The sequence below is a fragment of the Clostridium niameyense genome (assembly GCF_001243045.1).
Lineage (GTDB): Bacteria > Bacillota > Clostridia > Clostridiales > Clostridiaceae > Clostridium_F > Clostridium_F niameyense.
Genome location: NZ_LN849007.1, coordinates 1,664,191 through 1,690,180, shown reverse-complemented (window position 1 = coordinate 1,690,180; position 25,990 = coordinate 1,664,191). Strand labels below are relative to the sequence as shown.

The following is a 25,990-nucleotide window of genomic DNA, read 5'->3' as shown; positions in this document are numbered from 1 at the left end:
TATTATTTTCATAGTTAATAAAATAGATATATAGGTTACATATAGAAAGGGGAGGATTATATGAGAAATGGTTTTATATTTTCTCTTATAGCGGCATTAATAGTAGCCATATTTGCTATACAGAATTCAGCAGTTATGCCTATAAAATTTTTGTTTTGGCAAGCTAACATATCCTTAGCTCTCATAATTTTAATCTCAGCTATATTAGGGGCAGTGATAGTAGCATTATTAGGAATAAAAAAGGAATTTAATATTAAAAAGGAAAATAAAAATTTATTAAGAAAAGTTCAAGAGTTAGAAGAAAACATAAAGGTTTCTAAAGATATAATAGATGAAAAAACAGAAGAACTACCACAAAAAGAAAGTGCTATGGACAATGATTCATAATAAAAATAAATTTATTATAGTTTTATATTAAAATATCTGCCTTAATATTTTTATTTTGTATAATTAAGGCAGATATTTTTATTTAAGAAGGTTCTTCTTTATAAGGATTTACGTGAACCATACAGTGAATTATATCTGAATTACAAAGTTCAATTTTTTTATGAACTAGTTCAGCTATATCATGTGCCTTATTTAAAGAAAGGGTATTATCCACGGATATTTCCACGTCTACATAAAGTTTATTTCCATGAACTCTTGTTTTTAACACATCTAATTTTTTAACACTTTTTATAGAATTGATTTCTTTTTTTATTGAATTTATAGTTTTATCATCTGCAGCATGATCTATTAGTTGATTTATAGAATCCTTATAGATATCTATAGATACTTTAAATATAAATAAACATATTACTAAAGAGGCAATAGGATCTAATATAGGATATTTTAATCTAGCCCCAATAATACCTACTAAGGTTCCTATAGAAGAAAAGGCATCAGAACGATGATGCCATGCATCTGCTTTAAGAGCTGTACTATTTATTTTTTTTGCAGCTTTTAAAGTGTATCTATACATACATTCTTTTGTGATTATGGATAAAAGCGCTACATAAATAGTTAATTTCCTTGGGATTGAAAAGTTTTTATTATTTATAATTTCTATGCTGTTCAAACCTATGAATATACCTGTTAAAAAAAGCAACGTGGCTAAAATTTTAGCTATAATAGGCTCTAACTTTTCATGTCCATAAGGATGATTTTTATCAGCAGGCTTAGAAGAAATTTTAAGTCCGATCATCACGGCTACTGTAGATAAAACGTCTGATATAGAATGTACACCATCTGCAATAGTGGCAGAACTTTTTCCTATAATACCAAAAAATATCTTTACTGCAGATAAAATTATATTCAATATTATGGTTATTTTAGATACCCTATTACCTATTCTTAATCTTTCAAAACTTTTCATATAAAAACACCTCGTTATTAATTGAAAAATAAAAATCGCCTTATAATACTATATTATATTAGTAATATAAATAATGTTCAATAAAAAAATTATGAATTCTAATATCAATTGATAATAATAATTAAAAATAAATCAAGGTGAATATCATTATTCTTACAGATAATACCGTTATCACATAAATTACTTACTTTGTAGAATAATATAAATGAATATTTATTATCAATAAGATTTCAAATTTTTTAAGTAAAGGTGATAATTTATGAATGAAGCTATTGTAGTTCTTGTAAGAGGAATTATTGGATTTTTTACTCTTTTAATATTTGCTCGTATATTAGGAAAACAACAAATAAGTCAGCTTACTTTTTTTGATTATGTATTAGGAATAACTATAGGATCCACAGCTTCAAGTCTTACCACAGATTTATCCAGTAAAGCTTGGCCTCATTGGGTAGGATTAATGACTTGGATGGCAGCAGGATTTTTTATGCAAATTATTACATTAAAGTGGAAATATGCGGCGAAATATATGGAGGGAGAGCCCAGTATTGTTATCATGAATGGTAAAATCATGGAAAATGAATTAAGAAAAATGAGATTTAGGATTTCAAATTTATTAGAATTATTAAGAAATCAGGGAGTTTTTGATGTATCTGAGGTGGAATATGGCATATTAGAATCTGATGGGAAATTATCTATACTAAAAAAACCAGAAAATAACCCCATAACCCCTAAAGATTTAAATATTCAAAGCTTCAAAAAAGGTATTGGGGTAGAAGTTATTTATGATGGAAAATTAATAAAACAAAATTTAAAAACTGTAAATAAAAGTGAGGATTGGCTTAAAACTCAGCTTAATAAACAAGGAATACATAATTTCTCTGAAGTTTTTTTAGCTACTATAGATGAGCAGTGTAAAAATTTATATGTAGACACGTATAAGGATACTTTAGATAAAATAATAGATGTAGGAGATTATAAGGGTCCTTATTAAGAGAGTCAATATGAGAGAGAAGGTATATTATGAGAAAGTTTTTAGTAAGAGCAATTCCAGTAATAGCAGTTATAGCATTTGTGTGTATTATGTTAAGTGGTGAATATATGAAAAAACCTAGAAATGAACAGGAAGACGTAAATAAATATATAAGTGTTACAATGGCATATGCAGAAGCAGAAGATTGGGATAAAGCCCAAGAAGAAATAGAAAAACTAGATAATGCTTGTAGAAAGGTTTTAAAAAGAGTTCAATTTGGTTCAGAATTAGATGAAATAAATGATATAACTAATAATATTGCAAGAATAAAAGGTGCTATAAAGGCTAAAGACCTAGGCATAACCCTATCAGGATTAACGGAATTTTATGATCAATGGGAGAATATTGCCAAATAATATTAAAAAAACCTATTAGTTATAAAAACCTAATTTTATTCATAAATTTTTTATAGATAGTAATTTATTGAGGAACATGAATGAGAGGATTTGTAACTAATATTATATATAGTTTTCTCGTAGCCTTTGGGGTAGTGATAGGTGGAAGTGCTTTTGCAGGAATAGGAGCTATTATAAATAATGATCCTCCCTTAAAAATTATGACCGGTATAGCTAATTCTATTAAGATATGGGCCGTAGCTATAGCCTTAGGAGGCACTTTTTCATCCTTTTCTATTTTAGAGGAAGGTATTTTTAGAGGAGAATTTAGGGGGATGATTAAACAAATATTTTATATAATGTCAGCGCTGATAGGAGCTAATCTAGCTTTTAAATTTATAAAATTAATAGATAAATGCGGTGAAATATGGAAAATATAAAAAATGGAAGAAAATATATTTTTTTATTTGGGGTGGGTATACTTACAGGAGTATTATTAGGAATATTAATTTTTAATATTTTAATAAGTTATAGAATAGAACAGTATCATAGGGAAATAGAATATTTAAATTCTATAATAGAAGAACAAGAGGTTAGACTAGAAAACTTTGAAGATAAATTACATAAGAAAAAATTAATATTAAAAAAAGTAGAATTAGATACTAAGTTTAAAGATGAAAAGGAAAATGAAATAGTTTCAATAGAGCTAGAAAAATATATTAAAGAAAAGTATAATAATGTAATAGGTAAGGAGATAGATAAATTAGATGCAGATGTATTAATGTCTGTTATAGATAATAGAATAATGAAAATAAATGAAAAAGAATATAAAATCAAAGTCAAAAAATTAATATTATCTGAAAATTTAAAAATATATATATTGGTGGAATGTTTAAAAAAATAATATATAAATAGCATTTGACAAAGTTATGCTTAGAATATAAAATTAGTTATAGTTGTTAAATGAACCCAGATTCATTTAATTTATGTATAACTAAAGTTATAAAAGAGGTGTACATGTGCCTAAAATAATAAAAAATATAGAGGAGAAAATAAGTAATGCTGCTATGGAGCTTTTTGGAGAATATGGTTATGAGTCAATAGATATGAGACATATTGCTCAAAAAACTGGGGTAGCAGTAGGAACATTATATAATTATTATACTAATAAAAGTGAACTTTTTCTAGAAGTTTTTAGGCTGAATTGGAATGAAACCCTTTTTAAGTTAAAAGAGGAAGGTAAAATTAATAAGGAAAGTAGAGAAAAATTAAAGGCCTATGTAAAAATACTTTATGAGAGCTTAGAGAATAGAAAAGGTATTAGTGAAGCTATATTCAAAATTAGTTGTAATAAACAAAAAAACAATGTAGAGAAGCATATTATTTATTTTACAGAAGAAATAGTTTTAAATATAAGAGATTTATTTCAACGAGAACTAAGTGAAAGTAATTTTATTAAAGAATACGATGTAGTTACAAGACTTATAGAAATATTGCTTTCTACCATGAGTGTTTTAATTGAAAATCATGAAGATGAAAAAGAAGTAAATATACAATTTTTGTATACTATAGTTTCCTCATTTCTATAAATAAAAAGTGTCTATAAATAATATTTATAGACTATTTTTTTACTTATATATGATAAATATATTTTATAATAAAGGAAATTAAGTATTATTGTAGAAATCAACATATATAAATGTAGTTATTGCAATGGGGGATTTTACAAAAAAAGGGGGAGAAAATATGGAAACAAGATCAAATATAAACGATCAGGAAAAGTTCGTAAATTTGTTAGTTGCTAATAAACAAATATATGAATTTTTAGATAAAAATTATTGTGCACTAGATTTTTTATCTGATGTAATATTTATATTTAAAAATAGAAGAATATTTTTCTTAAATAAAGCGGCATTAGATGTTATCGGAGAAACCTCTTTAGATAAAGTTAAAAATAAATATTTAGGTGAGTTAGTACATATGGATAATGAAACTATAGATTTAATTAAACATAAATTAAAAACTTTATATGATGGAGGACAGTTTACTTTAAAGGAGTGTAAATTAGTTAACAAAAATAATGAACTAATATATTTAAGCTCTAAATTTATATTTTTAGATAACTACAATGGTGAAGATATGTTGATTTGGATAGCCAAGGATGTTACTTCCGCTAAAGTAATAAAAGATAAACTGTATGAGTTAGACAAATTAAATAAATTTAATAAAGAGAAGACTAATGAAATATCTAATATATCTCATGATCTTAGAACTCCCTTGAATATAATTTTATCTACAATACAACTTATAGAAAAAATATACAAGGACAACAAAGGTAGACAATATGAGAAATTCAGTGAATATATAAAAATTATGACTCAAAATTGTTATCGTTTAACTAAGCTTATAAATAATATAATTGATAGTAGCAAAATTGATAATGGATTCTTTAATTTAAATTTAAAAAATTATAATATAGTTGAGATAGTTGAAAATATAACACTATCTTCAGTACCATATGCTCAATCTAAAAATATTCAAATTATATTTGACACTAATATAGAAGAAAAAATATTAGCTTTTGATGCGGATAAAATTGAGAGGGTAATGTTAAATTTACTTTCTAATGCTATTAAATTTACTCCTATAGGCGGAGAAATTTTTGTTAAGGTTTTGGATGATGGTGATTTTATAATAATTTCTGTAAAGGATAGTGGTGTTGGTATTCCCAATACTATACAGAAAAAAATATTTGAGAAGTTTAACCAAGGTAACTGTAGTTCTTATAGAAAATCTCAAGGGAGCGGTATAGGATTATTTATAGTAAAATCCTTTATAGAAGCTCATGGAGGAGCTATAAAGGTGGACAGTAAAATCGATAAAGGCAGTAAGTTTACAATAAAGTTACCAGTAAAGGTATTAGAATGTAAAAATGAACATAATATTAAAAATAAAAACAGTAATCCTCATATAAATATAGAATTCTCTGATATAGAAGTATAATTTATTATAAAAATTTATTGCATGTGTATTCACTCATAGTGTTTTTTTATAAATATATAAAAATTTAATAATTTAATTTATAATTTAAGTGTAAATAATTAAAGGTTTTAAATGTAGATACTGTTATATAAACTACATTTATTAAAAGCCTTCCTTGATTTATTATACACACGGGGAAAAGACTGCCCAACTCCTAGAGGGTAGTCTTTTTCTTTAATAAAATAAGTTGATGAATGGGGAAATGCCTATGAAAATAAAATATATTGAATTATTTTGGGGAGAAAATAATGAGTTAATATATGGAGTAGAGCTTAAGAATAATAAGGCTTTAAATAAATATATAGATAAGATAAAGATACTACATCATAAACATGTTCTAGGTGAAGAATATTTTGAGTTATGTTTTAATAGATTGTATCGTGGAAAAGTAATAAAGAATAAATTTTATTTATTAAGAAATGAGCTTATATTATATATTTTTTTCCTTAAGAATTTTAATAACATACTAAGGCATTTAACAAAAAAAGAGGTAAACATAGAGCATGATTTTTTATTCAAAGATCAAGGTAAAATAGTTCTTAGCTCAATAGGAGAAGAATTTGTAAAATTATCTAATGAAGTGTATGGTGGAAAAAGAACATTTTTTATTCTAGATAAGGATGAGTTCTCTCAATATATAGATTTATTAGAAAAAATATATTATAAAAAAAATAACTTAGATATGGGATATTATATCAACAATACTAGATATATTTTAAGTAAGGAAGAAAAAAATAAGTTATATTTAGATGCTCTATATGCTTTTGCAGATGAAGCTTTAGATAAGAAAGATAAAAGTGGATTTTACTCTATATGTAATGAGATAAAAAAATTAGAGTTATCTAATTTATAAAATAGATAACTTGAAAGCCTCTTGTTTTTAGCTATATAATTTATATATTATTAGTAAAACATATAATTAAGGGATATATTATATATAATATATCCCTTAATTATTTTTAATATTCTTTAAATAGGTGCTTATAAAGAACGTAATGATATTGTGTTATTCTTCCTCTAAATCTTCATTAAATACTACATATTCAGTATGTTCCTCTGAATCAGAGCAATTGGAGTCTTCACTCTTAGATGCTAATATTATGGAGCCAATAGCTAAAGCAGATAAAAATATTTTAAATAGTGTTTTCTTTTTTAATGTTTTTGCCATGGAATCCTCCCCCTTGTTAAAAATTGTGAATTAACTTAATTATATAATATAATAAGCTTATTTAGTATGTTTTGACCTATAGATTAACACAAACTTTAAAAATCATAATATAAGATATCTTTATAGCCATGCAAAAGATTATTTTAAATAATTAGCTATATTGATTTTAAATTTTTTTTATGCTAATATTAGTTGGTACAACCAAATAATTACACTAATTTCTAAGGGGAGCCTATATTGATGGGCTGAGAGTAGAATGTTATTCTAGACCCTCATAACCTGACTTGGATAATGCCAACGTAGGAAAGGAAATTTTATGTTTTAGATTTTATATAGTACTATATAAAGTTATAATAAGGTTATGAGGGAAACTTTTTTAAGTTTCCCTTTTTATTTTATACCTAAATAAATATTTTTATAAAGTTAAATTATACACAAAAAGGAAGGAGGTATATTTTGATAGTAAACGGTAAAGAAAATAATTTGTATGAAGGAATAACTGTATTAGATATGTTAAATAAAATGAATTTAGATGCAAGTACAGTAGTAATAGAGTTAAATTTTAACATACTGGAGAAAGAAAAATATAAAAGTACCTTTTTAAATTCAGATTCAAAAGTTGAGGTTATAAGATTTGTGGGAGGAGGATAAATGGAGATCTATGTAAATGAGAAATTAGTAAAAATAGAAGATAGGACAAGCTTATTTCAGTTAAAAGAAATATATAAAAAAGGTGTTGATTTGATTGTATATAATGGTTTTCCCTGTGATAAGGATTTGTTTCTACAAAATGGGGATTCAATAGTTTTTATTAAAAAAGGACATATTCCAAAGGAGTATGAAATAGAGTTTCAGCTTAACGTAAGACATACTAAAAAAATTCAGGATAAAATAAAAAATTCTACTGTATATATTGCCGGATTAGGGGGATTAGGATCTAATGCAGCAGTATCTTTAGCTAGAATAGGTATAGGTAAATTAGTTTTAGTAGATTATGATGTGGTGGAGCTTAGTAATTTAAATAGGCAATATTATTTTATAGATCAAATTGGAATGAAAAAAACTGAGGCTTTAGCTGAAACTATAAATAGATGTAATCCTTTTATAAAAGTAGAAACCAAGAATGTTCTTATAAATAAAAATAATATTAGTTCTATATTTAAAGATGCAGATTTGATAATTGAAGCTTTAGATGATAACAAAAGTAAAGCATTACTCGTAAATAAAATTCTTCTAGAAATGAAGCATAAGATTATAGTTGCATCCTCAGGTATGGCTGGATATTTTTCTAGTAATACTATAAAAACAAGAAAAATTAATGATAGATTTTACTTAATAGGAGATGAAATCTCAAAGGTAAAGACAGGTTGTGGACTTATGGCTCCACGAGTAGCTATTGCGGCTAATCATGAAGCCAATATGATTTTAAGAATAATTTTAAATGAAAATAATGTCTGATTGTTTGTGAAAATTTACTGTAAATAAAATTATAACATATTTTAGGAGGAGTTATAATGGATAATTTATTAATTGGAGGAAAAGAGTTAAGTAATAGATTGTTTGTAGGTACAGGAAAATTCTCATCTAATGAAATATTAACTGAAGTAATAGAAAAAAGTAAATCCCAGGTTATAACTATGGCATTAAGAAGAGTAGATAATAATTTAAAGGAGGAAAATATATTAAATTATATACAAAAAGATTGTATACTTCTTCCTAATACATCTGGTGCAAGAACTGCTAAAGAGGCTATAAGGCTTGCTAGAATAGCCAAAGCATCAGGTTGTGGTAACTGGATTAAAATTGAGGTAGTATCTGATAATAAATATTTACTTCCAGATAATGCTGAAACTATTAAAGCTACTGAAGTTTTAGTAAAAGAGGGTTTTGTAGTTTTACCTTATATGAATCCCGACTTGATGGATGCTAGAAGGTTAGTAGAAGCCGGAGCACATGCAGTAATGCCTTTGGGAGCACCTATTGGAACTAATAAGGGTATAAGAACGGAAGAAATTATTAAAATTCTAATAGAAGAAATAAATGTGCCTATTATTGTAGATGCAGGTATAGGAAAACCATCAGATGCTGCTTATGCTATGGAAATGGGAGCAGATGCGGTTCTTGTAAATACAGCAATTGCAACAGCAGGACACCCAGTAACTATGGCAGAAGCTTTTTCTCTAGCCGTAAAGGGAGGCCGAAAAGCTTATTTAGCTAAGCCTGGTTCAGTGAAACAATACGCTAAGGCATCCTCCCCACTTACAGGATTTTTAAGATAGGAGTGAGTAACATGAGTTTTTATAACAAGCTTATGGAATATGATAACTTTGATTTTAATGAGTTTTTTAATAATGTATCAGATGAAGATATAGAAGAAATACTTTTAAAGGAATATTTAAATGAATTGGACTTTTTGAGACTTCTATCACCTATAGCAGAAAAATACTTAGAACCTATGGCACAGAAAGCTAGAATGCTTTCTCTTAAAAATTTTGGAAGAAGTGTAAGCTTATATACACCAATGTATGTAGCTAACTACTGCGTTAACAAGTGTGCTTATTGTGGATATAATGTGGAGAATAAAGTAAAAAGGAAAAAGTTAACTTTGAGGGAAGTGGAAAGAGAAGCAAAGAGTATATATGATACAGGACTTAGGCATATTTTAATATTAACCGGAGAGTCAAAATTTCATACACCAGTATCCTATATTAAAGATTGTGTACAAGTTTTAAAAAAATACTTTAGTTCTATATCAATCGAAGTATATCCATTAGAGGAAGAAGAATATAAAGAATTAATAGATGCGGGTGTAAATGGGCTTACAGTATATCAAGAAGTTTACAATAGAGAAGTATATGATAAAGTTCATATAGCAGGTCCTAAAAAAAATTTTACTTATAGATTGGAAGCACCAGAAAGGGCATGTAAAGCTGGAATACATTCTTTAGGTGTAGGTGCTCTCTTAGGTCTTTATAAATGGAGAGAAGAAGCCTTTTTCTCAGGATTTCATGCATATTATATACAACAAAATTATCCTTGGGTGGAAATGTCTATGTCTGTACCACGTATTAGACCTCATGTAGGCTCTTTTAATGATATATATAAGGTAACAGATAATAATATTGTACAGGCACTTTTGGCTTATAAATTATTTTTACCAAGAGCGGGTACCAATATAACAACTAGGGAATGCGCTGAATTTAGAGATAATTTAATACCATTAGGTGTCACAAAAATGTCTGCTGGAGTATCTACAGAGGTAGGAGGTCATTCTAATGAAAATAAAGGGGAGGCTCAATTCGATATAGCAGATCCAAGAGGCGTGGATGAGATGAAAAACATGTTAAAATCTAAAGGTTATAATCCTATATTTAAGGACTGGGAGAGGGCATAAAAAACTTTAGAATTTTATAATAAAATTTATTTTAGGAGATTTATATGATAGTTGCAGTTACTAGCAGAAAACTTACCGAAAGAGGAAACTTATATATTATAGTGGAACAAGCATTAAAATCCGGTGCGGGAGCAATAATGCTTAGAGAAAAGGATTTAGATTTTAAAAGTTTATATCCTATAGCTTTACAGTTAAAAAAGATTACAGAAAAGTATAATGCTGAATTTATAGTAAACGGAAATTTTAAGATAGCTAAAAAAGTAAAAGCTAACTATTATCATACAAGTTTTTTAAATTTAAAAAAAATAGATCAACCACTAAACTTTAATACAGGTGTTTCAATTCATAGCTTAGAGGAAGGCATAGAAGCAGAACGATTGGGTGCAAAGTATATATTAGTAGGAAATATATATGAAACTAATTGTAAACCAGGATTAAAAGGAAAAGGTGAAAATTTTCTTAAGAAAATAATAAGTAGTATTAATATCCCAGTAATAGCTATTGGGGGAATAAATGAAAATAACATAAAAAGTATAAAAGAAGTAGGAGCATATGGTGCAGCGGTAATGTCTTTAGCTATGAAAACTCCTGAAAATATAAAAAAATTATTATAATAAAACTAGAAAATAGGGAGCCTAAAGAATAAATTCTTTAGGCTCTCTTATTATAATAAACTATTTAGTTTGTTTAGCATTTTGTGGCGTAGAAGAAGTGGTGCTAGATTGTGTTGTTGTATTTTGTTGTGCATTTTGTTGTGCATTTTGATTCATACCCATGCCCATATTTTGCATAGGAATGTTTTGTTTAAGAGTAGAAACTACATCTGGAAGTTTAGTCATAACTTGGTTAGCATTACTCTTTAGTGTTACAGGTAACATTGATACGTCATCTTTATCTATAACTATTACAGCATCAGTGCATATTTTAGTACCTAAACCTAACTTAGGAGGTGTAGAGCTTCCACTATTTTTTGCCTTAGAATTGCAAGTTCCATTACCATAACCTAAAGTGACAGAAACTATTGGTATTAATGTTTTGTTTTCTACATTAACAGGAGCTCCCATAGTGCTTTCCTTTTTAACAAAGTCTTCTACTTTAGTAAATATAGTATTCATATTATCATTAAAATAATTATTATCCATATTGAATTCCTCCTTAAAATTTTATTTGTTTCCATAGGATATTTTTGAATTATTTTTAGTATTAGAGTTTATTATTTTTATGATAGCAGAAAAAATATTTATTTTAATAACACCTCTTCCATTAAAATAAGATGTATCTGTAGTGAAATCTGGATTATTATATATAATAGAAGCTTCAGAATAATCAGGAATTAAATTTATAATTCCACATAAAAATCCTGTAATTGAAGGATCTTCAAAACCATAGTAAGTTTCTATATTGACATATTCGGGAATAATACTTTTAAATATGTTTAACTTATTGGTATTATTATTCTTAAACTTAAATTTAAAATTTTTAGTTCCTACTTTTTTCTTAAATAAATATATAGCAAAAGTTGCATGATTTAAGCTATAATCTATTAACTCACCTTTTAAAAATGGGTAAATCCAAGAAACAATTAAGTTTATTTTAGATTCTTGTTCTGAAATTACTGAAAAAGAAATTTTAAAAGGAATCAATATTAAAAGTAATAAAAATATTAAAAGTATTGAAATTATAAAGGTTAATATATACAAAACAGCACCTCCTAACTAAAAATTATCTACACTATTAGTTTGACAGCTTTAAGTTAAATTATTTAATATAAATGTTTCATTATAATATATAAATAGGGCATTTTTCAATAAATTTGTTTAATAATATAAAGATAATTAGGAAGATGTATTATAAATTAAGCACTTGTTAAATGTTTTCATTTCATAAAATGGATAAATAATTTTATTGACAAATTTACAACATAAAACTATAATAAAGCATATTAAAAATTTAGCAGTAAAAAATTACATTATTTAATGATGGAATTTTTTTATAAAATTATATGAACTCAGTTCATAACCTTTAGGAGGGAAAAATATGTTGGCTTATGCAATAATTTTTATCAGTTTAGCTTTAGTGTTTTACACTATAGGTGTTTGGAGTGAAAAAAAACAAGGAACATTAAAAAAATGGCATGTAGTAATATTTTGGGTAGGACTTTTATGTGATACTTTAGGAACTTCTGCTATGAGTAAAATTGCAGGTATAGGTTTTAAGCTTAATTTTCATGGTGTAACGGGACTTCTAGCTATATTATTAATGCTTTTTCACGCAGTATGGGCTACAATAGTTTTGATAAAAAATGAACAAGATATGAAAATTAAATTTCATAAATTTAGTATTGTAGTATGGGTTATTTGGTTAATTCCGTTTTTATCTGGAGCTATTTATGGAATGACAAAATAATGTAGACTATAGCTTGTAAAGTTGAAGCTTTAAGATATATAATAATATATATAGTTTATTTTAAGCATTTAATAGTATAATATAGATTATTAAGGATAGAGGAAAATTTTATCTATCCTTATTTTTATGAGTTTATTAATTAAATATGGAAGGAAGATAAGATTATGGCAAAAACCTTAGTTTTAGCAGAAAAACCTAGTGTAGCCAGGGATATAGCTAAAGTTTTAAAATGTAATAAAAAAGGAAATGGTTATTTAGAGGGAAATAAATATATTATAACTTGGGCTTTAGGTCACCTAGTAACTTTAGCAGATCCAGAAAGTTATGATGAGAAATTTAAAAAATGGAGTATGGATACGCTACCAATGTTACCTAAATATATGAGGTTAACAGTTATAAAGAAAACTTCAAAACACTTTGGAGAAGTAAAAAGAGTTATGACAAGAAAAGATATTGATGAACTTATTATAGCTACAGATGCTGGTCGTGAAGGGGAACTAGTAGCAAGATGGATTATTGAGAAAGTAGGATTTAAAAAACCAATAAAACGTCTTTGGATATCTTCTCAGACAGATAAGGCTATTTTGGATGGATTCAAAAATTTAAAAGATGGAAAAAATTATGAGAATCTATACAAATCTGCAGTATGTAGAGCGGAAGCAGATTGGCTTGTAGGGCTTAATGTAACAAGAGCTTTAACTTGTAAATATAATGCTCAACTTTCCGCTGGAAGAGTTCAAACGCCAACACTTTTTATGATAGTTAAAAGAGAAGAAGAAATTAAAAATTTTAAGTCTGAAGATTATTATAGTATAGAAGCTATAGCTAAAGGGATTACTATGAGGTGGCAAAAAAATCAAGGTCATTTTAATACTTTCGACTATAGTGAAGCTAAGAAGGTAGAAGGAAAAATTAAAAATAAAACTGGGGAAATTATAGATATAAATGAAAGTTATAGGAAAAAGTATTCACCAGCACTTTATGATTTAACAGAACTTCAAAGAGATGCAAATAGGATATTTTCTTATTCTGCTAAACAAACCTTATCTATAATGCAGAGATTATATGAAAATCATAAGATATTAACCTATCCTAGAACAGACTCTAGATATATAACTAAGGATGTAGTAGGTACTTTAAGGGAAAGATTAAATGCCATATCTATAGGTTCTTATAGTAAATTTACAAGAGAAATATTAAAAGGTAAAATAAATGCACATAAAGGATTTGTAGATGATAGTAAAGTATCAGATCACCATGCTATAATTCCTACAGAAAAAACTCCAAGTTTATCTAAGTTAAGTGTAGAAGAAAGAAATATTTATGATTTAGTAGTTAAAAGATTTTTATCTATTATGTTACCTCCCTTTGAATATATACAAACTACCATAAAAGCAGAAGTAGAAAATGAAATTTTTATAGCAAAGGGAAAAACAGTAAAATCTAAAGGATGGCAACTTTTATATGATAAATTTGAAGAATTAGAAGAGGATAATAAAGAAGAACAACACCTTAAAGAACAAATAATACCTAAATTAAATAAAGGTGATAGTATAGTATTTACATCTGTTAATATAAATAAATTAAAAACTAAACCACCAGCTAGATTCAATGAAGCTACATTACTTTCAGCTATGGAGAATCCTCAAAAGTATATACAATTAGATAAAAAAAATTCAAAGATTTTAGGAGAAACAGGAGGTCTTGGTACTGTTGCTACTAGAGCAGATATAATAGAAAAGCTTTATAATACTTTTTATATAGAAAAAAAAGGAAAAGAGATAATACCAACTTCAAAAGCAGAGCAATTAGTGGAATTAGTTCCTAAAGATCTAAAATCTCCATTGCTGACAGCTAGTTGGGAGAAGGAATTAGAAGCTATAAGTAAAGGAATAGAAAGTCAACGTGAATTTACAAGTAAGATGAGAAAGTATTCTTCAAAGCTAGTTAATGATGTTAAAAATAGCAATGATAAATATGTACATGATAATTTAACCGGAACAAAGTGTCCTGAATGTGGTAAGTATATGTTAAAAGTAAAAGGCAAAAATGGAATAATTCTTGTGTGTCAAGACAGAGAGTGCGGTCACAGGGAGAATATAAGTAGGTTTACCAATGTAAGATGCCCTGAATGTCATAAAAAATTAGAACTTAGAGGGCAAGGCGAAGGTCAAATATATGTATGCACAAATTGTAACTTTAGAGAAAAACTATCTTCCTTTAATAAAAGATTTAAGCAAAATAATAAATTAAATAAAAGGGATGTAGCGAAATATATGAAGAAAATGAAACAAGAAACAGAAGAACCCATTAATTCAGCTTTAAAGGATGCTTTAGCTAAGCTAAATTTAAAGTAATTATATTGAAATATATATGTGATTATTGTATAATTTTTTAAGTATTTTATAAATAATATAAATTCCATAAATATATGAGGGAGTAGTTAGCACAGTTTATTGTGTGGCATAGTCAACATATTGACGAAAGTCTGGCTTGTCTTGAATAATGAGACTCATGTATAGTATTTGCTATACATGTGTCTTTTTTTATTTTTTAAATTGAGGGAGGATATTATATGGATTTTTTAACCATTATATTCATAGCATTTGGATTGTCTATGGATGCTTTTGCAGTATCTATCACTAACGGGGCTGTATTAAAAAAAGTAACAAAAGGGGATGCATTTAAAATAGGAGTTTATTTTGGAGGCTTTCAGGCTTTTATGCCTTTATTGGGATGGATTTTAGGTGTAAAGTTTCAAAATTATATAACAGAAATAGATCATTGGATTGCATTTTTATTATTAGGGTTTATAGGAGGAAAAATGATATACGAAACCTTAAAAGAAAATAAAAAAGGTGAATCTCAGTGTGAAGCCTATAAAAATCAGGAATCCCTAAGCAATAAAACTTTAATAATACTTTCTATAGCTACAAGTATTGATGCTTTAGCTGTAGGAATAAGTTTTGCATTTTTAAAAGTTTCCATTATACAATCTGCGATACTAATTGGACTAATAACATTTATAATTTGTTTTATAGGAGTTTTAATAGGTAGGAAATGTGGGCAGTTTTTGAAAACAAAAGCAGAATTTTTGGGAGGAGCTGTGCTAATACTAATAGGAATAAAAATATTTATTGAGCATACTATAATGTAAAATTAAAAAAGCAAGTACTAAAAATTTTCAATAAAAGGTTTTGGTACTTGCTTTTTTATATAAATTTAATTAATGTAAAAGATATAACAATAAAAATATAAAATAGGGAGGAAATGTATATGTACAATAACTTAGAGGAACTTATGAATAACAAAATATTTAAGTATTTTAAGGAGATATCCAGTATACCAAGGGGATCTGGTAATGAAAAAGGTATAAGTGATTACATTTTTAACTTTGCAAAACAAAGAAATTTAAATGTAATCCAAGATAAGTATTTAAATATTATCATAAAAAAAGAAGCTACAAAGGGATACGAATCGGCACCCACTGTAATATTACAAGGACATATGGACATGGTTTGTGAAAAACATCCATACATACAACATGATTTTGAGAAGGATCCCATAGAATTTGAAATAAAGGAAGATATGCTCTATGCTAAAGGAACTACTTTAGGAGCCGATGATGGATTGGCTATAGCTTATGTATTAGCGCTATTAGATGATGATACTATTGAGCATCCATCACTTGAAGTAGTACTTACAACTGAGGAAGAATCATCTATGTTTGGTGCCCTTAACATAGATGAAAAACTGTTAGAGGGAAAAATTTTAATTAATTTAGACTCAGAGGAAGAAGGAAAATTATTAGTTGGAAGTGCAGGTGGTATAGATACTATTCAAAGAATTCCTATAGCTTGGGAACGTAGTAAAGCAGAATTAGTTGCTTTTAATATAAATGTAGGAGGCCTCCAAGGAGGACATTCAGGATTAGAAATACATAAAAGAAGGGGAAACGCCAACAAGATATTAGGAAGAATATTATATGATCTAATAGATGATATCGATTATAATTTATGTTTTATTGAAGGTGGAAAGAAGACTAGTGCTATTCCAATAAATTCAAAGGGAACTATTCTAATAGAAAAGGATTTAGAAGAAAAGTTAAATAAAAAAATAAAACTTTGGGATAGTAATTTAAAAAAAGAGCTAGATTTAAAAGAACCTAATGTATATGTTGAACTTGAAAGGTTAAATGTTACTTTAGATAGAGCCTTCTCAAAAGATACTACTATGAAGGTTATAACTTCTTTAAATTTAACTGCAGATGGTATACAAACTACTAGTGCTCATATGGAAGGATTAGTAGAAAGTTCATCAAATTTAGGTATAGTTACTACTAAGGATTATGAGGTAGTTTTGGAAAGTGGTATAAGAAGTTCTATAGATAGTTTAAAAGATAATATGGTAAACAATATAAAATGTTTAAGTAGAATTACTGATTCAAACCTTGATTTTTATTCAGAATATCCAAGTTGGAATTATAATAAAGATTCAAAAATACTTTGCCTATGTAAAAATGTATTTGAAAAACTTTATAATAAAACTCCAGAGATAACTGCTTATCATTGCGGATTAGAATGTGGTGTTTTTATAGAAAAGATACCATCATTAGATTGTATATCCATAGGTCCTGATATATTTAGAGTTCATACGCCAAGTGAGCACCTGAGCATATCTTCTACAGAAAGGACGTGGAAATATTTTCTTGAGATATTAAAAGAAATAAAATACTTATAGATTAAGGAAAGGTGCATATTTATAAATTGTGTGAATTTATAGAAAAAATAAAATTATAATAATTTTCTTACAAATATGAAAATTATTATATATAAATTTATAAAATATGTTATAATAGTATATACATATATTGAATTATATGTAATTTGATGCATATAATTCAAATATTAACTAAAAGTATATCAAAATAAGTATTCTGATTTTTTCTAAATTATAGTCATTATAAAGTGGGGATATATGTATAATATAATAAATTATTAAAATTTATTATATTATACAGTATAAATATTAAAAAAGGGGGATTGTTTTATGAGTACAAAGGCTTCTGTAGCACCAGGAAAAAGTCAGAAACATCCTAAGGCCTTATATGGGTTAGGATTGACTTTTACATTTGAGAGATTTGCTTACTATGGGGGTAAGCCAATGCTTGTACTTTTCCTAACTTATGCAGTAGCAAAAGGTGGAATTGGTATTAGTAAAACAGAGGCAACAATTATTGCAGCAAATTTAGGTGCGTTTACTTATCTAGCGCCAATATTTGGTGGTATCATTGCAGATAGGTGGTTAGGACCACGTTATTGTGTGCTTTTAGGTACTATTCTTATGAGTATGGGTTGGGCTTTTGGTTATTTTGCCACTAGTGCTGCATGGATTAATGCACTTATCATAGTAGTATCTATTGGTACAGGATTTTTTAAAGGAAATTTGAATACTTTAGTAGGTGAGTTATATGAAAAAGATGATCCTCGTAAAGATATGGCATATTCTATAGTTTATTCTTTTGTTAATGCAGGTGCATTTGTTGGATCTATTATAATGGGTTATATGTTTACTTCACTTTTAGCTATAAAAGATTCCTCTGGAAATATTGTATCTTATGCATTTAGACAATGTTATTTATTAGCTGCAGTGGTTTGCTTGGTTTCAGGAATTGTATTTTTATTTACCTGTAAGGATCTAGGTGACTTAGGAAAGAAGCCTAATATAGTTTCATTGGGTATTGATACTAAATCAAACAATAAAGATAAAAACAGACCTTTAACTAAACAAGAAAGAAATCAAGTTATAGTTATTCTTATTTTATCATTGTTCTCAATATTCTTCTGGTTATTCTATAACCAATCTGAGGCATCAATATTATTGTACGTTGATAAATATACTAACTTTAATGTAGGTGGTTTTAAAGTGCCAGTTACTTGGACAACTACTTCATTTAATGGACTGCTTTGTGTTGTTTTGGCACCAGCAATTGCAAAGCTTTGGATGAAAATTGCCAAGAAGAGAAAAGAAGGGGACTTTACTATGACCCAAAAAATAGCGTTAGGTTATATATTATTAGCTGTAGCATTTTTAGTTATGGTAGGAGCCGAAATTGCGAGAGGTGGAGATACAGGACCTCACTCTAGTATAATATGGATATTATTATTCTCTTTTTTCCAAACAGTAGGAGAGATGTGTTTTTCACCACTGGGTACATCTGTAGTAAGTAGAACGGCCCCTCCTAAATATTTATCATTGTTAATGGGTGTGTGGTCTTTTGCTACATTTATATCTCAAAAGGCATCAGGTTATGTGGAAGGAATAATAGCAAAGCTAGGAACTATGGAAGTGTTTGTAACTATACCAATCATACTTCTTATAGGAGCGGGTATATTATTTGCTTGTAATAAGAAAATTACAGCACTTACTGAGCCAGAAAATAATTAAAATAATAAAAATTAAGGTAGGGTTTTATTCTCTACCTTAATTTTTTTACATAGTAATATATAATGTTTTAATAAAAGTATTTTACTTATATATGAAAATGCTTTTATAATTAATAAGAAAGGAGATGATATATATATGTTTAAAGAATTTATATCTTATTATAAGCCACATAAAAAATTATTTATATTAGATCTTATTGCAGCTTTTGTTGTAGCTTTATGCGATTTATTTTATCCCATGGTAACTAGACAAGTTATAAACAATATTATTCCCAATAGAAAAATAAATTTGCTTTTTATATGGGCAGCATTTTTACTCTTAATATATATTTTAAAATATTTTTTAAATCATTTTATTCAATATTGGGGTCATATGGTAGGAGTTAGAATTCAAGCAGATATGAGGAAAAAGGTTTTTAACCATCTTCAAAAATTGCCATTTTCTTATTTTGATGAAAATAAAACTGGGGTTATAATGTCTAGAATAATTAATGATCTTATGGAGATATCAGAACTTGCCCATCATGGACCAGAAGATTTGTTTATTTCAATAATTGCAATAATAGGTTCTTTTATAATCTTATGCACAATAAACATACCACTGACTTTAATAACCTTTGCATTTATACCAATTTTGATTATATTTTCAATTAAAAATAAACTAAAAATGCAAAAGGCATTTATGGATAGTAGAGTTAAAATTGGAGAACTTAATGCAGGTCTTGAAAATAGCATAGCTGGTATAAGGGTTTCAAAAGCATTTACCAATAGAAGTTTTGAAAATAATAAGTTTGAAAAAGATAATAAACACTTTGTAAAAGCAAGAAAAGAATCCTATAGGGCTATGGCAGATTATTTTTCAGGAATGTATATATTTATAGATATATTAAATTTAATGGTATTAATTTTAGGAGGATATTTTGTTTATAACAGATATATTAACTTTGGTGACCTGGTTGCTTATCTTCTATATATAAAAATGTTTATGATGCCAATTAGAAGATTAATTACTTTTGTAGAACAATACCAATCAGGAGTAACGGGTTTTAAAAGATATACTGAACTTTTAAGTGTAGAACAAGAAAATGATATGGGAGATAAAACTTTAGATAAAGTAAATGGTTTTATAGAATTTAAAAATGTAAATTTTAAATATGATGAGAATACTTATATATTAAAAAATATAAGCTTTAAAATAGAAAAAGGTAAAACTTTTGCTTTAGTAGGGCCTTCTGGTGGTGGAAAAACAACCATTTGTAATTTAATACCTAGATTTTATGATATAGATAAAGGTGATATATTAATAGATAACTTAAGTATTTATGATATTAAATTAGATTCTTTAAGAAAAAACATCGGAATGGTTCAACAGGAAGTTTTTTTATTTACAGGCAGTATAAAACACAATATATTATATGGAAATCCGGAAGCTACAGATGAAGAAGTAATAGAAGCTGCAAAGCTTGCTAATATACATGAATTTATCGAGAGTCTACCAGATGGATACGATACATATATAGGGGAAAGAGGAATAAAATTATCAGGAGGACAAAAACAAAGAATATCTATAGCAAGAGTATTTTTAAAGAACCCACCTATACTTATATTAGATGAAGCCACTTCTGCTTTAGATAATGCTACAGAATATTTGATACAAAAATCTTTAGAACAGTTGTCTAGAGGAAGGACAACTATAGTAGTGGCTCATAGATTATCTACTATAAAGAATGCAGATAAAATAATAGTTTTAACAGATAAGGGAATTGAGGAGAAAGGTACCCATAAGGAACTTATGGAACTTGAAGGTATATATAGTAAATTAAATTCTACATTAGAAAAAGAAAATTCAATTTAAAGGATATATATTAGAATATTAATTTTAATGGATAGGGGGATATATGTGGAAAATAATGATTTAAATTTAGAACTAAACTCAGGGATAACTATAAAAGGGGCACTTTTTATTATGTTTATGGTATTAGCATATGGATTTTTAGTATCCATACCTATAAATATTATTTTTTATATAGCAAAAATAGTAAAACCTAATGTAGTCTATTTAGAAAATTATAAAAATATATTATCTAGTGTTTTAGGATATGTGTTGTTTGTGACAAAATACAATAAAGATAATAATCATAAACTTCTATTAAATAATACCTTAAAATTGAAAGGGTATATGTTTATATTATTAATTTTATTTGGTTATATGCTTTTTTACGATAACACTTTAGGAATTTTAGTTTCAAAATTTATAAATGATACTTGGGTTTCAAAAATTTTTGAGGAAATGTTACATACTCCAATAGCAGCTCTTATTTCTATGGTATTAGTAGCACCTATTTTTGAAGAGATAATATTTAGAGGAATAATTTTAGATGGATTACTAAAAAAATATAGAGCAATAAATGCTATAGTTATATCAGGTTTGATGTTTGGAGTATTTCATTTTAATTTAACTCAAGGTATAAATGCTTTTTTTATAGGTATTATACTTGGAATTATATATTTTAGGACTAACTCTTTAATACCTTGTATGTTTATGCATTTTGCAAACAACTTTTTCTGCTGGATAACAGCATATTGTCCTTTCATTTATTCTGAGAAATTCAGTTTAACAAAATTATTTATTGGAATTTTTATTTCTTCTTTATGTATGTTTATTTTCTTAAGAAATAGAAAAGTTATATATGATTAAAAATAGTTAGAAAAATTTTATCAATATATTTATGAAAACATGTATTTTGTAGAAAAAAATTATTAATACATGTTTTTATATATTTTAGAGATAATAATAAAAGTATATTATATTTTTTCGCAATTTTTGATATATTATTTATATAAATAAATTTTAAAAAAAGGAGATTGTGAATGAAGAATTATATAATAATGACAGATTCTTGTTGTGATTTACCAAGTGAATATATAAAAAATAATAATATACCGTATGTTAGATTAACTTGTAGTTTTAAAGGAAAAGAATATTTGGATGATTTTGGACAAAGCCTTTCTTATAAAGAGTTTTATGAAGGAATGAGACAGGGCGAAATTCCCAAGACCTCACAACCAAGTCCAGATGCTTTTTATAAAATTTTTGAAAAATATATCAAACAAGATAAAGATATATTATACGTCTGTGTATCTTCAGGTTTAAGTGGAACTTACAATAGTGCCAATATAGCTAAAAATATGATATTAGATGAATATATTAATGCAAAAATAGAAATAGTAGATATATTAACAGCTTCATTAGGACAAGGTCTTGCAGTGGATGTTGCTTTAAATATGAAAGAAAAGGGATCAACTATTGATGAGATTGTTGAGTTTTTAAATAATAATAAACTTAAATTAAATACTTATATTACAGTAGATGACTTGGAGTATTTAAAAAATGGGGGCAGAATCTCTACTGCAGCAGCTCTAGTTGGAAAAATGCTAAATATAAAGCCTATTCTTACATTAAATGATGAAGGAAGAGTTATAGTTATTCGTAAGGCAAAGGGAAGAAAAGCGGTTATATCTAAACTAGCTGAGTTTGTAATAGAAAAAATTGAAAATCCAGAAGAATCAGTAGTCTGCATTTGTCATGGAGAATGTATAGAAGACGCAGAAAAGTTAAAGCAAAAAATCTTAAAATCAATTAATGTTAAGGAAATAATAATAAATTATGTAGGACCAGTAGTAGGAACCTATGGAGGACCGGGTGCTCTTGCAGTGTTCTTTATGGGAAAACATAGGCAAAATCATATTATAGATATATAAACGCATTTATTGGAAATTTAATAATAATGTGTTATCATACCAATATAAATTATTTATTGGAGTGTGATATAGATGAAAATAGCAATGCCTAAAAATGGAGAAAATATAAATCAGCATTTTGGTAAAAGTAAAAGTTTTGCTGTAATGACTATAGAAGATGATAACGTTAAAAATGTTAAAGAAATTTCTGCAGAAACTCTACAACATAACCATGGAGGTTTATCTAAATTATTAGTAGAGGAAGGAGTAGAATTAGTTATTACAGGAGGCATTGGTCAAGGAGCTTATGATGCTTTAAAGCAAGAAGGGTTAAAAGTTATAAGAGGAGCATCAGGAAAAATTGAGGATGTAGTAGAAAAATATTTAAACGGAGAACTACAAGATAAAAAGGTGATGTGCAATTATCATGGTGATCATCACAAATAGATAATAAAAATATACTTAATTATCTATAAAAATACTATTAAATTAACTAAAATTAGTTTATTTAATAGTATTTTTGTTTTATAAAATATTTATTTTTGAGCTTTACCAGAGCTATGTTCTATGTCAATTTTTATAACTTTTATTTTATCTTTGGAATTTTCAATATACTTCTTTCCTTCATCCATAAAATCTTTAGAATATTTATCAATAAGATATAAAAGTGCTTCATCTTTTTCTTGTCCAAAAATTTCGTAAGCTTTTCCAAAGATTATTACACTTTCATAGTTTGTATCAAATTTAGAATTAAGTATCTCGACATTATTAGTTACACAAAAAGAAACTTTATTATTATTTTTTATATTTTCAAGTTTTTCACCAACAGGAGCACAATGAAAATAAATAGAATTATTTTTATACACATAATTTAAAGGTACTCCATAACCATATCCATTAGTATCTACGGTAGATAGTATTCCGAAATTACCCTTGTTTAGTATAAATATAATATCATCTTTAGAAATTATTTTATCTTTTCTTCTCATCTTTTTAAACAATTTTAAATCACTCCTTATTTAGGATATAAATCTATTATACAATAAATAAAGGTAGAATTGTTAAAGAAATTCATAAACGTATAAAGCTAATAATGTGCATTTATTTTAAAAGATTTGTATGCTTATTATTGACAAAGGCTTATGAAATGATTATACAAAATTCATCATATATGCCTATTTATCAACAAATTTATGAACAAATAAAAGAGGAGATATTATCAGGTAATATATCGGAGGGACAACTTCTCCCATCCATTAGGCACTTATCAAGAGAATTGAAAGTAAGCGTAATTACAACCACCAGAGCTTATACAGATTTAGAAAATGACGGGTATATTATGATTGTTCAAGGAAAAGGGTGTTATGTAAAAGAAATTAATCGAAATGTTATAGAAGAAAAATTGTTAAATAGTATTGAAAAGCATTTTAGAGAAATAAGAAAATGTGCCAAGATTCTAAAGAAATCAGATGATGAACTAATTCAAATATTACAATTTTTAATGGAGGAGTTAAATCATGAATAACAATGTACTAGAAGTTTATAATCTTACGAAAGAATTCAATAATTTTAAGTTGAATAACATTCCATTTTCCCTGCAAAAGGGCTTCATTATGGGGTTAATTGGAAAAAACGGGACTGGAAAAGCCACCACTATAAAGCTGATTTTAGAATTATTAGAAAAAGATAATGGTTTAGTAAAAATTTTTGGAAATGATATAATGGATACTTATGACTTTAAACAAGATATAGCGGTTGTATTTGATAATTTGTTTTTTGTGGAAGATTGGAAAATATCAGATGTAGAGTCAGCACTCTCTCCGTTCTATAAAAAATGGGATACAAATACATTTCATACTTATTTAAAAAAACTTAATCTATTGCAGAATAAAAAAGTAAAGGAACTCTCCAAAGGTATGAAAATGAAACTTATGTTAGCGGTAGCTTTATCTCATAAGGCAAGATTGTTGATTTTAGATGAGCCAACAAGTGGACTAGATCCCGTTGCTCGTGATGAATTATTAGATATTCTTTTAGAGTATATAGAAGATGAAAACAATAGCGTCCTTTTTTCAACACATATAACATCAGACCTAGATAATATTGCGGACTTTCTTACTATTATAAACAATGGAAAAGTATTTTATACAGGAACTAAAGACCAACTTTTTGAAAGATATTGCATTGCTAAAGGTGGTGTTGAAGAATTAAGTTCTGAAATGGAAAACCATTTAATAGGTATTCAACGACGAAAAACTGGATTTTCAGCATTGTTAGATGTTCAGAATATGAAATACATTACAGAAGATATTATTATTGAAAAAGCAATAATTGATGAAATTTTAATTCATATAGATTTGAAAAAGTAAAGGAGAAGTACTACAATGATTAAAAATTTGATTAAACTAGATTTTTATACAATAAAACCCCTTGCTAAATTTATGATTTTTTTTATGATTATTCCAGTTATTCTTGGGATAGTAGCTGATTTGGGTACAAGTATGATAGTTACTTTAACTTTTGTTGTTTTTATGTTAAATATTGTATTTTCTATTTCTGAATGTAGTAGTTTTGGAAAACTGTATGGTATTTTGCCAATAAAGAAATCTGCAAATATATTGAGCAGATATTTGTTTTCTCTTATTATTGTGGCTCTTACTGCTATTGTATCATTTATAATTTTTATTGTACTTTCTGTGATTTCTAAAGGAAGTATTGATTGGGTATATGGAATTGAATTTTTATTAATATTAACATTTATTGCCTTGTTTTTTATCAGCATTCAATATCCATTTTACTTTAAGTTTGAATACTCGAAAGCAAGTATAATGGCAATATTACCTTATATAGCTTGTTTTGTCATTGGTATTCCACTTGTGAATTACTTAATGAAAAATAATGTTTTTTACACTCGTGTTATGACAACTATTAATTATTTCCATTCCAATACTGTAATATTTATTTTTACAAACTTAGGTATTTCTGCTTTGCTTGTAAGTGGTTCTTATCTTTTGTCAAGAAAAATACAAAAAAAAGAATTTTAATTTGTTACCAAAGATTTACAGATAAAAAAG

The 25,990-nt window shown here is 26.8% G+C and carries 30 protein-coding genes and 1 riboswitch; of the genes, 25 read left to right on the top strand and 5 right to left on the bottom strand.

The features are described 5' to 3' along the window. Window positions 1–60: 60 nt before the first annotated feature. Window positions 61–387, top strand: coding sequence for a LapA family protein (locus tag BN1711_RS08955; protein WP_050607816.1), 327 nt, complete (start codon window positions 61–63; stop codon window positions 385–387). Between the two features lie 82 nt (window positions 388–469). On the opposite strand, the gene BN1711_RS08950 is transcribed toward BN1711_RS08955, so the two are convergent. After that, on the bottom strand, window positions 470–1,354 hold the full coding sequence (locus BN1711_RS08950) for a cation diffusion facilitator family transporter (RefSeq protein WP_050607815.1): 885 nt from the start codon (window positions 1,352–1,354) through the stop codon (window positions 470–472). A gap of 259 nt (window positions 1,355–1,613) precedes the next feature. Between BN1711_RS08950 and BN1711_RS08945 the strand changes: the two genes are divergently transcribed. From BN1711_RS08945 to BN1711_RS08915, 7 genes are all read left to right on the top strand, one after another. Next, window positions 1,614–2,345 (top strand): YetF domain-containing protein, encoded by a 732-nt coding sequence (locus BN1711_RS08945; RefSeq protein WP_050607814.1) that lies wholly within the window; start codon window positions 1,614–1,616, stop codon window positions 2,343–2,345. 29 nt (window positions 2,346–2,374) lie between these two features. After that, a complete protein-coding gene (locus BN1711_RS08940; protein ID WP_050607813.1) occupies window positions 2,375–2,740 on the top strand; it encodes a DUF4363 family protein in 366 nt (121 codons plus the stop codon). 80 nt (window positions 2,741–2,820) lie between these two features. Further along, window positions 2,821–3,159: a YtrH family sporulation protein gene (locus BN1711_RS08935; protein WP_050607812.1), complete on the top strand. Its 339-nt coding sequence runs from the start codon at window positions 2,821–2,823 to the stop codon at window positions 3,157–3,159. After that, a complete protein-coding gene (locus BN1711_RS08930) occupies window positions 3,147–3,623 on the top strand; it encodes a sporulation membrane protein YtrI (protein ID WP_050607811.1) in 477 nt (158 codons plus the stop codon). Before BN1711_RS08935 ends, BN1711_RS08930 begins: the two co-directional genes overlap by 13 nt. 115 nt (window positions 3,624–3,738) lie before the next feature. Beyond that, the gene (locus BN1711_RS08925; RefSeq protein WP_050607810.1) at window positions 3,739–4,308 is read left to right on the top strand and encodes a TetR/AcrR family transcriptional regulator; all 570 of its coding nucleotides are present in this window, start codon (window positions 3,739–3,741) and stop codon (window positions 4,306–4,308) included. Between the two features lie 157 nt (window positions 4,309–4,465). Beyond that, window positions 4,466–5,722 (top strand): sensor histidine kinase, encoded by a 1,257-nt coding sequence (locus BN1711_RS08920; protein ID WP_050607809.1) that lies wholly within the window; start codon window positions 4,466–4,468, stop codon window positions 5,720–5,722. A gap of 247 nt (window positions 5,723–5,969) precedes the next feature. After that, window positions 5,970–6,614 (top strand): hypothetical protein, encoded by a 645-nt coding sequence (locus BN1711_RS08915; RefSeq protein ID WP_050607808.1) that lies wholly within the window; start codon window positions 5,970–5,972, stop codon window positions 6,612–6,614. A 153-nt stretch (window positions 6,615–6,767) separates the two neighbouring features. On the opposite strand, the gene BN1711_RS12595 is transcribed toward BN1711_RS08915, so the two are convergent. Continuing rightward, complete coding sequence (locus BN1711_RS12595) at window positions 6,768–6,929, bottom strand: hypothetical protein (protein ID WP_163249031.1); 162 nt, start codon at window positions 6,927–6,929, stop codon at window positions 6,768–6,770. 214 nt (window positions 6,930–7,143) lie between these two features. Continuing rightward, window positions 7,144–7,252, top strand: a riboswitch (TPP riboswitch). 133 nt (window positions 7,253–7,385) lie between these two features. Here BN1711_RS12595 and thiS point away from each other — a divergent pair. The 5 genes from thiS to BN1711_RS08890 are packed head-to-tail and all read left to right on the top strand — an operon-like array spanning window position 7,386 to window position 10,937. After that, a complete protein-coding gene (gene thiS / locus BN1711_RS08910) occupies window positions 7,386–7,580 on the top strand; it encodes a sulfur carrier protein ThiS (protein WP_050607807.1) in 195 nt (64 codons plus the stop codon). Next, window positions 7,581–8,387, top strand: coding sequence for a sulfur carrier protein ThiS adenylyltransferase ThiF (gene thiF, locus BN1711_RS08905; RefSeq protein ID WP_050607806.1), 807 nt, complete (start codon window positions 7,581–7,583; stop codon window positions 8,385–8,387). It abuts the gene before it with no gap. A 56-nt stretch (window positions 8,388–8,443) separates the two neighbouring features. Then, window positions 8,444–9,208, top strand: a complete 765-nt coding sequence (locus tag BN1711_RS08900) for a thiazole synthase (protein ID WP_050607805.1) — start codon at window positions 8,444–8,446, stop codon at window positions 9,206–9,208. 11 nt (window positions 9,209–9,219) lie between these two features. Beyond that, window positions 9,220–10,323, top strand: a complete 1,104-nt coding sequence (gene thiH, locus BN1711_RS08895; RefSeq protein WP_050607804.1) for a 2-iminoacetate synthase ThiH — start codon at window positions 9,220–9,222, stop codon at window positions 10,321–10,323. Between the two features lie 44 nt (window positions 10,324–10,367). Further along, window positions 10,368–10,937 (top strand): thiamine phosphate synthase, encoded by a 570-nt coding sequence (locus BN1711_RS08890; protein ID WP_050607803.1) that lies wholly within the window; start codon window positions 10,368–10,370, stop codon window positions 10,935–10,937. Between the two features lie 60 nt (window positions 10,938–10,997). On the opposite strand, the gene BN1711_RS08885 is transcribed toward BN1711_RS08890, so the two are convergent. Beyond that, window positions 10,998–11,465, bottom strand: a complete 468-nt coding sequence (locus BN1711_RS08885; protein ID WP_050607802.1) for a GerW family sporulation protein — start codon at window positions 11,463–11,465, stop codon at window positions 10,998–11,000. A gap of 21 nt (window positions 11,466–11,486) precedes the next feature. Beyond that, a complete protein-coding gene (locus tag BN1711_RS08880) occupies window positions 11,487–12,023 on the bottom strand; it encodes a hypothetical protein (RefSeq protein WP_050607801.1) in 537 nt (178 codons plus the stop codon). A gap of 337 nt (window positions 12,024–12,360) precedes the next feature. Here BN1711_RS08880 and BN1711_RS08875 point away from each other — a divergent pair, with 337 nt between their 5' ends. The 9 genes from BN1711_RS08875 to BN1711_RS08835 all read left to right on the top strand — a co-directional run bounded on the left by BN1711_RS08875 (window position 12,361) and on the right by BN1711_RS08835 (window position 23,363). Then, a complete protein-coding gene (locus BN1711_RS08875) occupies window positions 12,361–12,729 on the top strand; it encodes an HsmA family protein (protein ID WP_050607800.1) in 369 nt (122 codons plus the stop codon). A gap of 164 nt (window positions 12,730–12,893) precedes the next feature. Then, window positions 12,894–15,086 carry a DNA topoisomerase III gene (locus BN1711_RS08870; protein ID WP_050607799.1) on the top strand — a complete coding sequence of 731 codons (2,193 nt, stop codon included), beginning with the start codon at window positions 12,894–12,896 and terminating at the stop codon, window positions 15,084–15,086. A 218-nt stretch (window positions 15,087–15,304) separates the two neighbouring features. Beyond that, window positions 15,305–15,886 (top strand): manganese efflux pump MntP, encoded by a 582-nt coding sequence (locus tag BN1711_RS08865; RefSeq protein ID WP_050607798.1) that lies wholly within the window; start codon window positions 15,305–15,307, stop codon window positions 15,884–15,886. Between the two features lie 119 nt (window positions 15,887–16,005). Beyond that, entirely contained in the window at window positions 16,006–17,469 is a 1,464-nt protein-coding gene (locus BN1711_RS08860) for an aminoacyl-histidine dipeptidase (protein WP_050607797.1), read from the top strand. Between the two features lie 309 nt (window positions 17,470–17,778). Then, a complete protein-coding gene (locus BN1711_RS08855) occupies window positions 17,779–19,176 on the top strand; it encodes a peptide MFS transporter (protein ID WP_050607796.1) in 1,398 nt (465 codons plus the stop codon). Window positions 19,177–19,311: 135 nt separating this feature from the next. Continuing rightward, window positions 19,312–21,030: an ABC transporter ATP-binding protein gene (locus BN1711_RS08850; RefSeq protein ID WP_050607795.1), complete on the top strand. Its 1,719-nt coding sequence runs from the start codon at window positions 19,312–19,314 to the stop codon at window positions 21,028–21,030. A 45-nt stretch (window positions 21,031–21,075) separates the two neighbouring features. Beyond that, window positions 21,076–21,873, top strand: a complete 798-nt coding sequence (locus tag BN1711_RS08845; protein ID WP_050607794.1) for a CPBP family intramembrane glutamic endopeptidase — start codon at window positions 21,076–21,078, stop codon at window positions 21,871–21,873. 173 nt (window positions 21,874–22,046) lie between these two features. After that, entirely contained in the window at window positions 22,047–22,937 is an 891-nt protein-coding gene (locus tag BN1711_RS08840; protein ID WP_050607793.1) for a DegV family protein, read from the top strand. 72 nt (window positions 22,938–23,009) lie between these two features. Then, on the top strand, window positions 23,010–23,363 hold the full coding sequence (locus BN1711_RS08835; protein WP_050607792.1) for a NifB/NifX family molybdenum-iron cluster-binding protein: 354 nt from the start codon (window positions 23,010–23,012) through the stop codon (window positions 23,361–23,363). Window positions 23,364–23,452: 89 nt separating this feature from the next. Here the strand turns inward: BN1711_RS08835 and BN1711_RS08830 are convergent, their stop codons facing one another. Further along, on the bottom strand, window positions 23,453–23,917 hold the full coding sequence (locus BN1711_RS08830) for a pyridoxamine 5'-phosphate oxidase family protein (protein WP_050607791.1): 465 nt from the start codon (window positions 23,915–23,917) through the stop codon (window positions 23,453–23,455). A 92-nt stretch (window positions 23,918–24,009) separates the two neighbouring features. On the opposite strand from BN1711_RS08830, the gene BN1711_RS08825 reads away from it, so the two are divergent. The 3 genes from BN1711_RS08825 to BN1711_RS08815 are packed head-to-tail and all read left to right on the top strand — an operon-like array spanning window position 24,010 to window position 25,960. Next, window positions 24,010–24,441 (top strand): GntR family transcriptional regulator, encoded by a 432-nt coding sequence (locus BN1711_RS08825; RefSeq protein WP_050607790.1) that lies wholly within the window; start codon window positions 24,010–24,012, stop codon window positions 24,439–24,441. Continuing rightward, on the top strand, window positions 24,434–25,285 hold the full coding sequence (locus BN1711_RS08820) for an ABC transporter ATP-binding protein (protein WP_050607789.1): 852 nt from the start codon (window positions 24,434–24,436) through the stop codon (window positions 25,283–25,285). The genes BN1711_RS08825 and BN1711_RS08820 overlap by 8 nt, the downstream gene beginning before the upstream one ends. Before the next feature lie 15 nt (window positions 25,286–25,300). Next, complete coding sequence (locus BN1711_RS08815; RefSeq protein WP_050607788.1) at window positions 25,301–25,960, top strand: ABC-2 transporter permease; 660 nt, start codon at window positions 25,301–25,303, stop codon at window positions 25,958–25,960. Window positions 25,961–25,990 lie beyond the last annotated feature (30 nt).

Coding starts and splice junctions, on each gene's coding strand:
- thiF (WP_050607806.1), top strand. CDS start 7,581: ATGGAGATCTATGTAAATGAGAAATTAGTAAAAATAGAAGATAGGACA.
- BN1711_RS08955 (WP_050607816.1), top strand. CDS start 61: ATGAGAAATGGTTTTATATTTTCTCTTATAGCGGCATTAATAGTAGCC.
- BN1711_RS08885 (WP_050607802.1), bottom strand. CDS start 11,465: ATGGATAATAATTATTTTAATGATAATATGAATACTATATTTACTAAA.
- BN1711_RS08890 (WP_050607803.1), top strand. CDS start 10,368: ATGATAGTTGCAGTTACTAGCAGAAAACTTACCGAAAGAGGAAACTTA.
- BN1711_RS08825 (WP_050607790.1), top strand. CDS start 24,010: ATGTGCATTTATTTTAAAAGATTTGTATGCTTATTATTGACAAAGGCT.
- BN1711_RS08940 (WP_050607813.1), top strand. CDS start 2,375: ATGAGAAAGTTTTTAGTAAGAGCAATTCCAGTAATAGCAGTTATAGCA.
- BN1711_RS08870 (WP_050607799.1), top strand. CDS start 12,894: ATGGCAAAAACCTTAGTTTTAGCAGAAAAACCTAGTGTAGCCAGGGAT.
- BN1711_RS08950 (WP_050607815.1), bottom strand. CDS start 1,354: ATGAAAAGTTTTGAAAGATTAAGAATAGGTAATAGGGTATCTAAAATA.
- BN1711_RS08865 (WP_050607798.1), top strand. CDS start 15,305: ATGGATTTTTTAACCATTATATTCATAGCATTTGGATTGTCTATGGAT.
- BN1711_RS08945 (WP_050607814.1), top strand. CDS start 1,614: ATGAATGAAGCTATTGTAGTTCTTGTAAGAGGAATTATTGGATTTTTT.
- BN1711_RS12595 (WP_163249031.1), bottom strand. CDS start 6,929: ATGGCAAAAACATTAAAAAAGAAAACACTATTTAAAATATTTTTATCT.
- BN1711_RS08915 (WP_050607808.1), top strand. CDS start 5,970: ATGAAAATAAAATATATTGAATTATTTTGGGGAGAAAATAATGAGTTA.
- BN1711_RS08815 (WP_050607788.1), top strand. CDS start 25,301: ATGATTAAAAATTTGATTAAACTAGATTTTTATACAATAAAACCCCTT.
- BN1711_RS08840 (WP_050607793.1), top strand. CDS start 22,047: ATGAAGAATTATATAATAATGACAGATTCTTGTTGTGATTTACCAAGT.
- BN1711_RS08935 (WP_050607812.1), top strand. CDS start 2,821: ATGAGAGGATTTGTAACTAATATTATATATAGTTTTCTCGTAGCCTTT.
- BN1711_RS08930 (WP_050607811.1), top strand. CDS start 3,147: ATGGAAAATATAAAAAATGGAAGAAAATATATTTTTTTATTTGGGGTG.
- BN1711_RS08860 (WP_050607797.1), top strand. CDS start 16,006: ATGTACAATAACTTAGAGGAACTTATGAATAACAAAATATTTAAGTAT.
- BN1711_RS08855 (WP_050607796.1), top strand. CDS start 17,779: ATGAGTACAAAGGCTTCTGTAGCACCAGGAAAAAGTCAGAAACATCCT.
- BN1711_RS08875 (WP_050607800.1), top strand. CDS start 12,361: ATGTTGGCTTATGCAATAATTTTTATCAGTTTAGCTTTAGTGTTTTAC.
- BN1711_RS08820 (WP_050607789.1), top strand. CDS start 24,434: ATGAATAACAATGTACTAGAAGTTTATAATCTTACGAAAGAATTCAAT.
- thiH (WP_050607804.1), top strand. CDS start 9,220: ATGAGTTTTTATAACAAGCTTATGGAATATGATAACTTTGATTTTAAT.
- BN1711_RS08900 (WP_050607805.1), top strand. CDS start 8,444: ATGGATAATTTATTAATTGGAGGAAAAGAGTTAAGTAATAGATTGTTT.
- BN1711_RS08850 (WP_050607795.1), top strand. CDS start 19,312: ATGTTTAAAGAATTTATATCTTATTATAAGCCACATAAAAAATTATTT.
- BN1711_RS08920 (WP_050607809.1), top strand. CDS start 4,466: ATGGAAACAAGATCAAATATAAACGATCAGGAAAAGTTCGTAAATTTG.
- BN1711_RS08835 (WP_050607792.1), top strand. CDS start 23,010: ATGAAAATAGCAATGCCTAAAAATGGAGAAAATATAAATCAGCATTTT.